General features: G+C 63.7%; 14 protein-coding genes. 4 read left to right on the forward strand and 10 right to left on the reverse strand.

Annotated features, from left to right (window positions below):
• The first annotated feature begins 115 nt into the window (after positions 1–115).
• Positions 116–1,465, forward strand: a complete 1,350-nt coding sequence (locus D6B98_RS04025) for an 8-oxoguanine deaminase (protein WP_164718363.1) — start codon at positions 116–118, stop codon at positions 1,463–1,465.
• Positions 1,466–1,571: 106 nt separating this feature from the next.
• On the opposite strand, the gene D6B98_RS04030 is transcribed toward D6B98_RS04025, so the two are convergent.
• The 4 genes from D6B98_RS04030 to D6B98_RS04045 all read right to left on the reverse strand — a co-directional run bounded on the left by D6B98_RS04030 (position 1,572) and on the right by D6B98_RS04045 (position 6,294).
• Positions 1,572–2,648: a BMP family ABC transporter substrate-binding protein gene (locus D6B98_RS04030; RefSeq protein WP_164718364.1), complete on the reverse strand. Its 1,077-nt coding sequence runs from the start codon at positions 2,646–2,648 to the stop codon at positions 1,572–1,574.
• Positions 2,649–2,725: 77 nt separating this feature from the next.
• Positions 2,726–3,643 (reverse strand): ABC transporter permease, encoded by a 918-nt coding sequence (locus tag D6B98_RS04035; protein WP_126255614.1) that lies wholly within the window; start codon positions 3,641–3,643, stop codon positions 2,726–2,728.
• Entirely contained in the window at positions 3,630–4,721 is a 1,092-nt protein-coding gene (locus D6B98_RS04040; protein ID WP_126255615.1) for an ABC transporter permease, read from the reverse strand. Before D6B98_RS04040 ends, D6B98_RS04035 begins: the two co-directional genes overlap by 14 nt.
• The gene (locus tag D6B98_RS04045) at positions 4,705–6,294 is read right to left on the reverse strand and encodes an ABC transporter ATP-binding protein (protein ID WP_164718365.1); all 1,590 of its coding nucleotides are present in this window, start codon (positions 6,292–6,294) and stop codon (positions 4,705–4,707) included. Before D6B98_RS04045 ends, D6B98_RS04040 begins: the two co-directional genes overlap by 17 nt.
• A 406-nt stretch (positions 6,295–6,700) precedes the next feature.
• Between D6B98_RS04045 and D6B98_RS04050 the strand changes: the two genes are divergently transcribed.
• The gene (locus D6B98_RS04050) at positions 6,701–8,083 is read left to right on the forward strand and encodes a hypothetical protein (protein WP_126255888.1); all 1,383 of its coding nucleotides are present in this window, start codon (positions 6,701–6,703) and stop codon (positions 8,081–8,083) included.
• Positions 8,084–8,122: 39 nt separating this feature from the next.
• Here the strand turns inward: D6B98_RS04050 and D6B98_RS04055 are convergent, their stop codons facing one another.
• Positions 8,123–8,344, reverse strand: a complete 222-nt coding sequence (locus D6B98_RS04055) for a hypothetical protein (RefSeq protein WP_126255617.1) — start codon at positions 8,342–8,344, stop codon at positions 8,123–8,125.
• Between the two features lie 346 nt (positions 8,345–8,690).
• Here D6B98_RS04055 and D6B98_RS04060 point away from each other — a divergent pair, with 346 nt between their 5' ends.
• Positions 8,691–8,873 (forward strand): hypothetical protein, encoded by a 183-nt coding sequence (locus tag D6B98_RS04060; protein WP_126255618.1) that lies wholly within the window; start codon positions 8,691–8,693, stop codon positions 8,871–8,873.
• A 33-nt stretch (positions 8,874–8,906) separates the two neighbouring features.
• Here the strand turns inward: D6B98_RS04060 and D6B98_RS04065 are convergent, their stop codons facing one another.
• From D6B98_RS04065 to D6B98_RS04075, 3 genes are all read right to left on the reverse strand, one after another.
• Positions 8,907–10,283, reverse strand: a complete 1,377-nt coding sequence (locus tag D6B98_RS04065; protein WP_126255619.1) for a vWA domain-containing protein — start codon at positions 10,281–10,283, stop codon at positions 8,907–8,909.
• 5 nt (positions 10,284–10,288) lie between these two features.
• Positions 10,289–11,236, reverse strand: a complete 948-nt coding sequence (locus D6B98_RS04070) for an AAA family ATPase (protein ID WP_027562443.1) — start codon at positions 11,234–11,236, stop codon at positions 10,289–10,291.
• A 146-nt stretch (positions 11,237–11,382) separates the two neighbouring features.
• Positions 11,383–11,583 carry a hypothetical protein gene (locus D6B98_RS04075; RefSeq protein WP_126255620.1) on the reverse strand — a complete coding sequence of 67 codons (201 nt, stop codon included), beginning with the start codon at positions 11,581–11,583 and terminating at the stop codon, positions 11,383–11,385.
• 225 nt (positions 11,584–11,808) lie between these two features.
• Between D6B98_RS04075 and D6B98_RS04080 the strand changes: the two genes are divergently transcribed.
• On the forward strand, positions 11,809–12,783 hold the full coding sequence (locus D6B98_RS04080; RefSeq protein WP_126255621.1) for a quinone oxidoreductase family protein: 975 nt from the start codon (positions 11,809–11,811) through the stop codon (positions 12,781–12,783).
• A gap of 33 nt (positions 12,784–12,816) precedes the next feature.
• On the opposite strand, the gene D6B98_RS04085 is transcribed toward D6B98_RS04080, so the two are convergent.
• Complete coding sequence (locus tag D6B98_RS04085) at positions 12,817–13,092, reverse strand: hypothetical protein (protein ID WP_126255622.1); 276 nt, start codon at positions 13,090–13,092, stop codon at positions 12,817–12,819.
• A 100-nt stretch (positions 13,093–13,192) separates the two neighbouring features.
• A complete protein-coding gene (locus D6B98_RS04090; protein ID WP_035705094.1) occupies positions 13,193–13,801 on the reverse strand; it encodes a S24 family peptidase in 609 nt (202 codons plus the stop codon).
• Between the last annotated feature and the right edge of the window lie 148 nt (positions 13,802–13,949).

The raw sequence follows: 13,949 nt of genomic DNA on the forward strand, positions 1-13,949 counted from the left end.
AGACCGGAGCCAAGTCGCAACAAGAAGTCGCAACGGCAGGTCGCAGCAAATCCGCGATCGGACCCGCCTCCGCCTTGCGGTCCCGTCGTCAACGAATGTGAGGAGAAGCGGAATCATGGACGACACAAGGCCGATTTGGATCAGGGATCCCCTGGCGATCCTCGCCGACGGTGCCGAGCGCGGGATTGTGGTGACGGACGGCCGGATTGTCGAGCTGGTGCCGGCCGGCGGCACGCCTGCGACCGCCGATGTCGCGGTGTTCGATGCGGCCGAGCACGTCGTGCTGCCGGGTCTGATCAACACCCATCATCACTTCTACCAGACGCTGACGCGGGCGCTGCCGGCGGCGATGGACCGCGAGCTGTTCCCCTGGCTCCAGGCACTTTATCCGGTCTGGGCCAAGCTGACGCCTGACGCGCTCGAGCTCGGCGTCACCGTGGCGATGTCCGAGCTGCTACTGTCGGGCTGCACCACCACGACCGATCATCATTACGTTTTCCCGGCAGGACTCGAGGGCGCCGTCGACATCGAGGTCGGCGTCGCAAAGCGGCTCGGTGTGCGCGTGCTGCTGACGCGCGGCTCGATGAACCTGTCGCAGCGCGACGGCGGCCTGCCGCCCGACAGCGTGGTGCAGGACGAGGACACGATCCTCGCCGACAGCGCGCGCGTGGTGGCAAAACATCACCAGCGCGGTCCGGATGCAATGGTGCAGATCGCGCTGGCGCCGTGCTCGCCGTTCTCGGTGACGACGTCGCTGATGCGCGCGACCGCCGATCTCGCCGGCAAGCTCGATGTGCGTCTGCATACCCATCTCGCCGAGACCGAGGACGAGAACAAGTTTTGCGAGCAGATGTATGGCTGCCGCCCGCTCGACTATCTCGAACAATGCGGTTGGCTCTCTGCGCGAACCTGGCTTGCTCACGGGATTTTCTTCAACGCCGACGAGATCAAGCGGCTCGGCAAGGCCAGGACGACCATCAGCCATTGCGCATGCAGCAACCAGTTGCTGGCGTCAGGCCGCTGTCCGGTCTGCGAGATGGAAGAGGCCGGCGTCGGCATTGGGCTCGGCGTGGACGGCTCGGCCTCGAACGACGGATCGAACCTGATGCAGGAGGTGCGGGCTGCGTTCCTGCTGCAACGGGCCCGCTATGGCGTCACGAAAGTCAGCCACAAGGACGCGTTGCGCTGGGCCACCAAGGGCTCGGCGGCCTGCGTCGGCCGGCCGGAACTCGGCGAGATCGCCATCGGCAAGGCGGCTGATCTCGCGCTGTTCAAGCTGGACGAGCTGCGCTTCTCCGGCCATGGCGATCCCTTGGCCGCGCTGGTTCTGTGCGGAGCGCATCGGGCCGATCGCGTGATGGTAGCCGGACAATGGGTCGTGACCGACGGTGCGATTCCGGGTCTCGATGTCGCCGATCTCATCCGTCGCCACAGTTCCGCGGCGCGGGCCATGCAGTCGGGATAAGGCAGAAATTGAAAGAGGGGGCGACCACAAGTGCCGGGTGCTTCTGGCCACCCCCTCCGAACCTCCTCCGGGAGGAGCAGGTGATCTGGGCAAAGCAAGAAGCGTGCTACTTGCCCGGCAGCCTGTCGTCGATGCCCTTGACGTAGAAATTCATGCCGAGGATCTGGCTGTCATCGAGGTGATCACCGCCCTTGCACTCCACCGGCTTGCCGTCCTGCCCAACAATCGGGCATTTGAACGGATGCAGCTTGCCTGCGGTGATCGCGGCCTGGGCATCCTCCGCCATTTTCTTCACCTCGTCGGGCATGTTGGTATAGGGCGCCATCGCGAACATGTGGCTGTCGAGGCCGCCCCAGCTGTCCTCGGACTTCCAGGTGCCGGCGAGCTCGGCCTTGACGCGCTCGATGTAGTAGGGGCCCCAGGTGTCCAGGATCGAGGTCAGCTGGGTCTTCGGCCCGAACTTGATCATCTCGGAATCCTGGCCGAAGGCGAGCTTGCCGCGTTCGCTGGCGATCTGCATCGCCGCGGGCGAATCCGTATGCTGCATGATCACGTCGGCGCCCTGGTCGATCAAAGCCTTGGCGGCGTCGGCCTCCTTGCCCGGATCGAACCAGGTGTTGGCCCAGATGATCTTGACCTTGATGTTCGGGTTGATGGTCTGTGCCGCCAGCATCGTCGCGTTGATGCCGGAGACGACCTCCGGAATCGGGAACGAGCCGATGTAGCCGAGCACGCCGGACTTCGACATCTTGGCCGCGATCAGGCCTTGAATGTAGCGGCCCTGATACCATCTGGCCGAATAGGTCGACATGTTTGGGTTGCGCTTGTATCCGGTCGCGTGCTCGAAATGCACATTCGGATATTTCTTGGCGACCTTCAGCGTCGGATCCATGTAGCCGAACGACGTCGTGAAGATCAGCTTGTTGCCGGCGCGGACGAGCTGCTCGATGGCGCGTTCGGCGTCGGGGCCTTCGGGCACGTTCTCGAGATAGGTGGTCTCGATCTTGTCGCCCAATTCCTTGACCAGAGCCTGGCGCCCGAGATCGTGCTGATAGGTCCACCCCAAGTCTCCGATCGGGCCCAGATAGATGAAGCCGACCTTCAGCTTGTCGGCGGCGGAGGCTGCACTGATGCTCCCGGCGAGCAAGAGTGTGGCGGCCAGCGCAAGAAGTGATTTCCTCATCATCGATCTCCAAACATCAGGGGGAAGCCACGATCCGCAACCTGCGCGCCCCATCGCGCCTGTCGCGAAAATGAAACTCAGCGGTCAGGTACGAACACGGTCCCGAGCGCGGCCGGTGCGGTCGAGCCGCCGCTGCGCGCACGGGAGAGCAGAACCAGAACGATGACGGTCGCAAGATAAGGCAGCGCCGACATGAATTGCGAGGGAATGCCGACGCCCCAGCCTTGCGCATGCAGCTGAAGGATCGTCACGGCGCCGAAGAGATAGGCGCCGACTACGAGCCGGCCCGGCCGCCAGGACGAGAACACCACCAGCGCCAGGGCGATCCAGCCGCGGCCCGCGGTCATGCCGGGGATGAAGAACGGCGTATAGGCGAGCGGCAGATAGGCGCCTGCAAGCCCGGCGCAGGCGCCACCGAACATCACGGCGAAGGTGCGGATCCGCAACACGGGATAACCCAGCGCATGTGCGGAGACGTGATTGTCGCCGCAGGCGCGCAGGATCAGTCCCGCGCGCGTACGGTACAGGAACCACCAGACGGCGACGACGAGTGCAATGGAGAAGTAGACGAAAGCATCCTCGCCGAACAGCACGCGGCCGACCAGCGGGATATCGGTGAGGCCCGGAATGGAGAGATGGGCTGCCGGCGTGATGCGCTCGCCGACGAAGCCGGCACCGACCAGTCCGGACAGCCCGACGCCGAGGATGGTCAGCGCGAGACCCGTCGCGACCTGGTTGACGGCGAGCCCGAGCGCCATCAATGCGAAGATCAGCGACATCATCGTGCCCGCGAGGATGCCGAACAGCGCCCCAACGAAGATCGACCCGGTGAGCCAGGCCCCGGCAAAGCCGCAGGCCGCGCCGACGATCATCATGCCCTCGACGCCGAGATTGAGCACGCCGGAGCGCTCGGTCACGAGCTCTCCGGTCGCGGCGAGCAGGAGCGGCGTCGATGCGGCGAGCACCGAAAGGATGATGGCTTCAACGAGTTCCACGGGCCACCTGACGGTTCGGGAAGACCAGCCTGAAGCGATAGAGGATCAGGGAATCGCAGGCGAGCACGTAGAACAGCAGAATACCCTGAAAAACCTTGGTGACATCCAACGGGATCTTCATCGCGATCTGCGCTTGCTCGCCGCCGATAAAGGTCAACGCAAGGAACAGGCCCGCAACCAGTATTCCCAGCGGATTCAGCCGGCCGAGGAAGGCAACGATGATCGCCGTAAAACCGTAGCCGGGGGAGATGCCGGGCTGGAGATGGCCGACGGGACCTGCAACCTCGATGATGCCGGCGAGGCCCGCGAGCGCGCCTGATACCACGAAGGTCAGGATGACCAGATGGTCGGCTTTGAAGCCGCCGAACTGCGCCGCGCGGGGGGCTGCGCCAACGACGCGGATCTCAAAACCCTTGATGGTTCGCCCGAGCAGGATTGCGGCGGCCGCCACGACCAGAAGCGCGATGATCGCGCCGAGATGCAGCCGGCCGCCCTCGATCAGCAGCGGGACGGTTGCCACCGGGTCGAACTCGGCCGTGGTTGGGAAGTTGAAGCCGTGCGGATCACGCCAGGGGCCGCGCACGAGATAGTCGAGGAAGAGGTCGGCAACATAGACCAGCATCAAGCTGGTCAGGATCTCGCTGGCACCGAACCTCACCTTGCAGATCGCCGGGATCAGCGCATAGAGCGCACCTGCGGCGGCGGCAAGGACGATCATGGCGGGCAGCACCCAGGCGCCGGCGTCGGTGCCTTGCGTCCTCACCGCGATCCAGCTTCCGGCCACCGCGCCGATCAGGAACTGACCTTCGGCGCCGATGTTCCAGGCATTGGCGAGATAGCAGAGCGACAGCCCGATCGCGATCATCACCAGCGGCGTTGCCTTTACCGCGATCTCCTGCAGCGAATAGCCGTCGGTCAAGGGCGCGATGAAATAGGCGTGCAAAGCGAGCAGCGGGTTCTTGCCGAGGATCGCGAACAGGATGACCATGGTCACGATCGTGAGGCCGACCGCGATCAGCGGCGAGACCAGCGCGATCGTGCCGGAACGCTCGGCGCGCTTCTCAAGCACCAACTGCATGCGCCGCCTCCTTCGGCTCCAGCATGCTGCCGCCCATGAGAAGGCCGAGCTTTTCGCGCGTCGCCTCGCTGGCGGCGAGCGGCGCTGATAACCTGCCGTGGAACATCACGGCGATACGGTCGGCGATCTCGGCGAGTTCGTCCAGATCCTGGCTGGTCACGAGCACGGCGGCGCCCGCGGTTGCGAGATCAAGCAGCGCCTGGCGAATGACGGCAGCGGCGCCGGCGTCGACGCCCCAGGTCGGCTGGCTCACGACCAGCACCGCGGGGTTGCGCAGGATCTCGCGCCCCACGATGAATTTCTGCAGATTGCCGCCGGAAAGGGATGCTGCTTCGGGATCGCGCTTGGCCTTGCGCACGTCGAACGTCTCGGTCGCGCGGTCGACGGTCTTCAGCGTGGCGGCGGTATCGATGAAGCCGCGATGCACCATGCCGCTCGCGGCATGGCCGGTGAGCAGCGCGTTCTCCGAGAGCTTCATGCGCGGCGCCGTGCCGTGGCCGAGCCGCTCCTCGGGAACGAAGGCGGCACCCAGCTTACGCCGTTGCGTGATGGAGAGATGGCCGGCGGCAATGCCTTCGATCACCACCGTGCCCGGATCCTTCGACAATCGCTCGCCGGACAGCGCGGCGAATAATTCGTCCTGGCCGTTGCCGGCAACGCCCGCGATCCCCAGAATCTCGCCGCCCTTCAGTTCGAAAGAGATGTGCGCGAGCCGCACGCCATGCGCCTCGCCTGGTGCGAGCGACAGATCGTTGACGACGAGCCGCGGCACGGTGGTCGTCCGGCCGGCCGCCGCCTTCACCTCCTTGATCTCTCCGCCGACCATCATGCGCGCGAGCGAAGCGGCGGTCTCGCGCCGGGGATCGCAGGTCTCGACCTTTCTGCCGCCGCGCAGGATCGTGGCGGTATCGCAGAGCCGCTTCACCTCCTCGAGCTTGTGGCTGATGTAGAGGATGGCGCGGCCTTCGGACTTGAGGCGCTCCAGTACGATGAAAAGCTGATCGGATTCCTGCGGCGTTAAGACTGCGGTGGGCTCGTCCAGGATCAGGAATTTCGGATCCTGCATCAAGGCGCGGACGATCTCGATGCGCTGGCGCTCGCCGACCGACAATTGCCAGACCTCGCGCCGGGGATCGAGCGGAAGGCCGTAAGTCTTCGACACCTGTGCCAGCCGCGCCGACATGTCGTTGAAGGATTCCCGTCCGTCGAGGCCGAGCGCGACGTTCTCGGCGACCGTGAGATTGTCGAACAGCGAGAAGTGCTGAAATACCATGCCGATGCCGCGGCTGCGGGCTTCCGAGGGGCCGGACAGCACGATGCGTTCGCCCAGCCAGTAAATTTCACCGGCGCTGGGCTGGATCAGCCCGTAGACCGCCTTGACCAGCGTCGACTTGCCGGCCCCATTTTCACCGAGCAGCGCGTGGATTTGGCCGGGCCAGATATCGATGTCGATAGAATCGTTGGCAAGGAAATCGCCATACCGTTTGGTGAGCCCGATCGTCCGCAGCAGCGGAGATTCGCCGGAATTCAGGCCGTCAGGTGTTGAATCTAACATTCGCTGATGCGCTTGCATGGGTGAAATATCGCGATAGTGGGCCAGTTTGGAGCCCGGCGTAAGGTGTGAAAATGCATCATCCCTTGCTCAACGCTTCGGCAGGCACCGGGGGACCGTGCGTGTTGAAGCCCTGGCATCGCCTGCGGGCGCCGCTTCAGCTGGGCCTGTTGCAGATTTGTGACGGTGGAACCCGCCATGCTGACTTGACGTCGCAGTGGGCAAAGATGCGCGCGCCCATGCACTGCGGATCGACTCAACGTCGGCTCCTGACCATCGTGCTCCGCAACATCCGCTCGATATGAAGAGCGAGATCAAATGGAATGCCCGGCGGCGGCCGGCCTCAGCCGGCAAGTCATCTGGACGAAATACGAATCAGCCAAGCTTCGGATGGTGGCCGCACCATCGGAGTTACCCTAGCCCGTATATGAATAGCGATATCTCGTTGTCCTCAGATCGCGGAAACCGGTTCTACCAAGGTGTGGCTGCGACGTTTTTCGCCAACGCCCTCCAGGCGGTCAATTTTCTCGGGGATCGATTCCTGAGAAAATCGCATCATTCGTTGTCGGCCATCGAGGACCTCTACCGGCACGCGATGGACAGCGCATTTTCGGTGACCGAGGCCTTCCTCGTCACCGGCGCACCCCACGCATCCGCCTATTACCCCCGTGACTTCGCCTGGTTCTATCCTGACGTCCTCGACCCCGAAACCATCATGGATGCGCAGGACGCGGTGCGGCGGGCGCGGCTTCTCGACAGGAGCATCCGTTTGTTGCTGGAGGCGGTTCGCGCCGATGTCGTCACGACGACCATCGTCCCGGCCGGGCGCGGTCGATACCTCGGCGTGAATTACTTCTCGCGCCCGTCGGATACGCTGCTCGGCATTCTGGCCGGCCTGCAGCAGATGATCTTGGCCGACCAGAGGGCGCCGTCCTATCTGGCGATGTCACAATGCGCGCATGCCGGCCGCCTGCTGGTGGCCGAATATGGCGGTGACCTAAAGCGTGCCATCCTTAAGCTCGCAAGCGAGCTCGAGCCGTTCGATCATGACGGCAGCACCTATTTGCTGTGCGACGCTCGTGGTCCTCGCTCCGCCGCAACGGATACCCGCGCCGAGCGCCGGCGCTTCGTGACCAATGCCTGCGTCCATACGACCTTCGTGTGGAGCGTGCAGCTTGGAATCGTCGATGAGAACGAGCTGAAGCGTCTGCTCGGGCGCGACCTCGTGCAGTACAAGAAGGATCTGCTCCGCCTGTTCGGCAGGGACGGATACGTCAGGCATTCTCTCGACGGACCGGAGGGCCCGCCGGCGTCCTCGGTCGCGCTGGATTTCGTCAGCGTGCATCGCGGCTTCTGGAATCTGAACGATGCCAGCGAGCGGGCGCTGTTCGCGGCGACGGCGGATCTGATCATTGCGGAGCCGCGCTTTCGCATCCCCAGCACGTACCACTTCCTGGTGTCCGCGGATAATCCGCGGAACAAGATGATCCACAAGATCGCGGCGCCTGCCTACCAGGGACGTACCTCCTGGCCGACGTTCAACGTCGAATTTGCGGATCGCATGCTGGACTATGATGAATTCTCGGGAAGCGACACCTACCGTTCCTGCGCTCAGGGAATATTGAAGGACATACGGACCGCGACCGAGCTGCACGGCGGATATCAGGAGTTGATCTCCGAACAGGGTCTGAAATATCGCACCTGGGCCTATAACGGCGCGGTGGCTCACTCCTGGTTTCCGCGCTTCTTGTCCGTCTGGAGGAGGGCATATGGATCCCCGCTCCTGCAGTGGAACGACTGGACTCGGTGATATCCCGGCAGGTTGTCGCCGAGGATCAGCGCGAATCTGTCACGCCACGAGATCCAGCAACCGGCACGATCCGCGCACGAGCACCTTGCGTCCGGCCGGCGTTATTGCAGGTACACCGTCGTTGATGGCAACAAGGCCAAGCTCGACGAGGCCATCGACGAGATAGGACTTCGCGAGGCGGCCGTTCGACAGCGGGTTACGAAGTGTACGCAGCGCTTCCCACTGGTCCGACGCAAGTTCGAAGTCGAAATCGTTGCTCATGTCACCTCAGGAGATCGTGCCGTTCGCGCCCCTGTTAGCGGCGCCGCATGAAGACCATGCGACGACAATGAGTCGGGAATTCGGTAGGCCGTTTAGAACGCCTCTTCACAAATTGCCGCACTACGTTGCGACACGAGAAGAAGATCGCTTGATCGGGAATACGTCCGTGGCTTGATCACTAATTGATGATCCACAGTTGATGCTGCGCTGCGAGCTACCGCAGTGCACGGGAAGTATCACTGTCCCATGATGCGTCGCGATATGCACAGAAATCGTGACGCGAGCAATCCGGGATTCTGTTAGGTTGATTTGCGGGGAATGACTTCACGCGGCAGGAGTGGAGTGCATGAACAGGCTGGTCGAAATTCGCAGTCAGGAATCCCTGTGCCGGGAGCGTGCGGCCCGCGATTTTGATCGCCGGCTGTTTTGGCTCGCGCAAGCCGAGGAATGGAAGCAGCGCGCGCTCGAGGAAATCGCCTGTCACTTCCGGGAGTGTAACGTCGGCCAGGCGGAGCTTGCGCGAAACTGACGTTTCGCCACCGCGGTTGGCCGCGCGCGAGACTTACTGATAAGTCGCCACGATATCCGAGACGGCGCGCTCGAGCTGTTGCGCGGTGGCGCATTGGCGCACGACGCTGCAGAAGGTCGCGTAGCGCGGCATCTCGGAATCGCCGAAGCCCCAGGCGAGCCGTCCTTCGGGATTGAGCCAGACCAGCCGCTTCGAGCGTTCGGAGATGCGGCGCAGGATATCGGCGCGCGGGTCGAGATTGTTGCTGCGGGCATCCCCGAGGACGATCACCGTGGTTTGCGGCGTCAGCGCGCTCATGAAGTCCTTCTCGAAATCGACCAGCGAAGAGCCGTAGTCCGACGAGCCGAAACCGACCTTGGACATGATCTCGGCCATCGCCTCTTCCGGCGATTTCGCCTCCAGGACGTCGCTGACCTCGATCAGATGCGAGGAGAAGGCGAAGGAGCGGACGTCATCGACCACTTCGTGCAAGGAGTGGATCAGGAGCAGGAAGAAATCGGAGACCTGGGCGACAGAGCCGGAGACGTCGCAGAGCGCCACGATCTTCGGCCGGTCGCGATGCTTGCGTTTCCACGCAGTCAGGAACGGCACGCCGCCCCAGGCCGCGTTGCGGCGCAGCGTGCGGCGGACGTCGAGATGGCCGCGGCGCTGGCGCTTGCGCGGCTTGGAATAGCGCTCGCGCAGCCGGCGCGCGATCTGGCGGATGAGGGCGCGCATCTCGGCGACCTGGCGCCGCTCGATGCGGGCAAGCGGCGCGTTGCGCAGGATCTCGTTGCGAAGATTTTCGGCCTCCTCGCGGGCATAGAGCGCAAGCCCCTGCGCGACCGTGTCGCGCACCGCCTCGCGCAAGGCGTCGAGCGCGGCGCGCAGGCGCTCGGCCAGCGCCGGGTTGGTCGCGGTCAGCTGTTCGAGATCGTCGCGCAGGCGCTGCAGGCCCATGGCGTCGAGGATGCGGCTCGAGAAGATGCCGCGCTGGGTGGAGTAGCGGATGTCGGACAGGGAGGCCGCACCGGAGGCGCTGGCGATGGCGGCCGCGATCGCATTGCGGTCCTGCGACAGCAGCATCTGCGCAAGCGGACCCAAACCCTCAGGAGGCTGAACTTCGCCCCGCTCGCTGGCCGAACTGGTCGAGGGCGACTGATCTGTGTCCTGCGAAGCGTCGTCGTTGTTCGTCTCGGGCTGGTCCTGCCGCGGTTCCGGCCGGCTGAAGAACAGATCGAAACAGTCGCCGAGCGCGAGCTTCTCGTCCTGCGACTTGGCGAGCGTCAGCAGCAGCGCGTCGCGCAGCACGGCACGGTCGGAGATGCCGACTTGCGCGACGGCGCGCATTGCATCGATGCTTTCGGCAGGCGAAACGTGAACGCCGACGCCCCGCGCTGCCCGAAAGAAACGATGGAGGTTCTCGCGCATCGGCGTCAACCGAAGACGTTGGACCGTGCCGCCTTGGCAATGAAGGTCGTCACCTGCGGCGATGCGGCCTCGATGTCAGCTTCGTATTTCAGGAGCACGTTGAGGGTGTCCTTGACGATATCGGTGTCGAGCTCGGTGGCCTGGAGCAGCACCAGGACGCGTGCCCAGTCGATGGTCTCGCTGACCGACGGCAGCTTCTTCAGATCCAGCGAGCGGATCTCGTGGATGAAGCCGACCATCTGCCGGCGCAGCGCCTGCGAGATGCCGGGCACGCGGCTTTCGACGATGCGCTCCTCGAGCCGCTGCTCGGGAAAGCCGATATGCAGATGCAGGCAGCGCCGCTTCAAGGCGTCGCCGAGGTCGCGTTCGCTGTTGGAAGTGAGGATCACGGTCGGCGGCGTGATCGCCGAGACGGTGCCGAGCTCCGGGATCGTGACCTGGAAGTCGGACAGAATCTCCAGCAGCAGCGATTCGAATTCCGCGTCCGACTTGTCGATCTCGTCGATCAGCAGCACGCAGCCGCCCGGCTGTTCCAGCGCCTGAAGCAGGGGACGCGGCTCGACGAATTCCTTGGAGAAGAACACGTCGCCAAAATCGTGGAGCTGGTCGAGCGCGGCATGCAGTGTCTGCGCGCCGCCGAGGACTTCGCCGAGCTTGTCCTTAAGGATCTGGGTGTAGAGAAGCTGCTTGGCGTATTTCCACTCGTAGAGCGCCTTGGCTTCGTCGAGGCCTTCATAGCATTGCAGGCGGATCATCTTCATGCCGCGCCAGGCGGCGATCGCCTTGGCAAGCTCGGTCTTGCCGACGCCCGCAGGGCCCTCGACCAGGATCGGCTTCTCGATCTGCTGCGACAAATAGACGGCGGTCGCGATCTGCCGGCTCGCGATATAGCCCTGCGCGGCGAGGCCGCTCTCCACTGCCTCGATCGAGGTCGAGGCCTTCTGATCAGCCACGAATGGGCGCTCCCAAGGTCTTGCTTGAGGCTTGTTCTGCCTGCGTTCCCGGCAAAGAACAAGCCTCGTTTGGGAGACATCAGACCCGCATCAGCGGCGTTTTTTCCGCTGAACGCAAATAGTTGAGCGGTTCGCCGTCCGCAGGATCAGTGCCGCAGCACGGTCGGCTTGCGGATGGTCTGTCTGACTTCGGCGCCGCAATCGGCGCATTCATACACAAAGTCGATCTTGGCAAGGCTCCAATGCGGCTCGACCTCGCGCACATACATCGGCAGGAACCCCATGCAGGTGGGGCAATTCACGGGCGCGATTTCGACGTCCTGATGATGCTGTACATAAGCTGGCATCTCGGCTCTCCTTCGCAGGCGACCACCAAACCCCGCGCAGAAGTTACTGCCGGTTGCGTCAGGCGCACCATCAACTCTTTCGAACGGATGTCGAACGGCGGAGGTTTGTCGCTCGCTGTGACATTCTTGTTACGTGTCTGTACTGTAACGGGCAGACGGAATGCCTATTTCTGCGGCCAATCCGGCTTTTTCGGATCCTCACCCAACGATAAGGGAGCAACGCCCATGACCCATGCCATTCGTTTTCACAAGACCGGCGGTCCGGAAGTCCTGGTCTGGGAGGAGGTCAGCGTCGGCAAGCCCGGGCCGGGCGAGGCGCGCATCCGCCACACCGCGGTCGGCCTCAACTTCGTCGATATCTACAACCGTTCGGGCCTGTACCCGGCGCAACTGCCGAGCGGGCTCGGCAGCGAGGCGGCCGGAATCGTCGAGGAGGTCGGGCCCGGTGTCACCGATCTGAAGCCGGGCGATCGTGTCGCCTATGGCGCCTCGCCGCTCGGGGCCTATTCCGAGGCGCGGCTGATCCCTGCTGACCGTTTGCTGAAGCTGCCCGACGGCGTCGACGACAAGACCGCGGCGGCGATGATGCTCAAAGGGCTCACCACACAATATCTGATCCGGCAGACCTATCGGGTGAAGGCTGGCGACACGATCCTGCTGCATGCGGCGGCCGGCGGCGTCGGCCTGATCCTGAGCCAGTGGGCCAAGCACCTCGGCGCGACCGTGATCGGCACCGTCAGCAACGACGAGAAAGCCAAGCTTGCCAAGGCGCATGGCTGCGATCACGTCATCATCTACACCCGCGAGGATTTCGTGAAGCGGGTGGACGAGATCACGGGCGGCAAGAAGGTGCCGGTGGTCTACGATTCCGTCGGCAAGGACACGTTCCTGAAATCGCTGGACTGCCTCGCGCCGCTCGGCGTCGCCGCGCTGTTCGGCCAGTCCTCCGGCGCGGTCGAGCCGCTCAATCTCGGCCTGCTGGCCCAGAAGGGCTCGCTCTACGTCACCCGCCCGACACTGTTCACCTATGCCGCCAAGCGTGAAAATCTGGTTGCGATGGCAGGCGAGCTGTTTGACGTCGTCAAGTCCGGCGCGGTCAAGATCGAGGTGCATCAGACCTACCCGTTGAAGGACGCCGCCAAGGCGCATGCCGATCTCGCCGCGCGCAAGACGACGGGATCGACCGTCCTCACGGTCTGATCCGCTCCGGGACGTGACGCAGGCTCGGCTGCGTCACGTCCGTTCGTGCTTGCGCAGATCGCGGGTGTGGTCGAGGCGGACTGCCTGGAGGTCGACCTCTTCCGGCGGGATCTGGGGCAGCGCCGCCTCGGTCAGGATGGCCTCGGTGACGTCCTCGACCGAATTCTCCGCGATTTCGTGGATGAACGAGACGTTCTGATATTCGCCCGAGGCGATGCGGGAGACGACCTCGCGCCTGGTGATTTCGGGGTCGACGACCGCCTCACGGCCGCGCCGCCCATAGTCGATCATCACCACGAAATATTGCATGAAAACGACCCTGCCGCGCTCCCGTCACCGGGGACGCGGCAGAGTATTTCCGAAAAACGGAATCAAGTCAAGGATTCTTTCTGAAAAACGGAAATTGGCGTCACTTGCCCTTCTTGCGCGGCCGCGCCGATTTGGCGCGCAGCCGCTCGAGCTGTCCTTTGGGCATCGACAGGCAGATCTCCCCGACCCAGTCGAGCTTGACGCCGACGATCGGCTTGGCATTGAAGCTGGTGAGATTGACGACGGACGGACTTTTCCCCCGCTCGATGGTCTTCAGATAGCGCTCGCCGGTCTTGAGCCGGACCACGGCCTCCTCGCCGTAGAAGCTCGACAGCGGGTGGCGCTGGTCCTTGTAGACCACAATCACGTCGCCGCTCTCGTATTTGGGCAGCATCGAATCGCCCACGATTTCGAATGCGACGGTTTCTTCCATGATCGGGAAGGGCAGCGTGATGTCGCCAAGCCCCTCGGGCGGAACCTGCTCGTAATCCGGCTCGATCACGGCGCCGGCGCCGACCCGGCCCATGATCGGCGCGAGATTGAGCTCAAGATATTCCATGATCGGAATGATCTCCGAAGCCTTCACCAGACGTTCGCCGCCGAGGATCTCCGAGACCGCGCCGGGGCGCACGCCCATGGCCGCCGCCAGGCCGCCCTTGCTCTTGCCCGTCTTCTCCAGGCCCCGCTCGATCATTGCAACGTCCAACATGCTGATTCCCTCGATTGCGCACCGTCTTGCCTCTTGTAATCCGAAATTCGGAATTGATGCAATTATGAATATCAGAATTATCGCTTGACTCGTGCTTCGGAATACCGGAATGTGTGTTTCGTCTCCCGGTCGCTCAACGGGGGGAGGC

This window comes from Bradyrhizobium sp. LVM 105, from assembly GCF_003957705.1.
GTDB classification, from domain to species: Bacteria; Pseudomonadota; Alphaproteobacteria; order Rhizobiales; family Xanthobacteraceae; genus Bradyrhizobium; species Bradyrhizobium frederickii.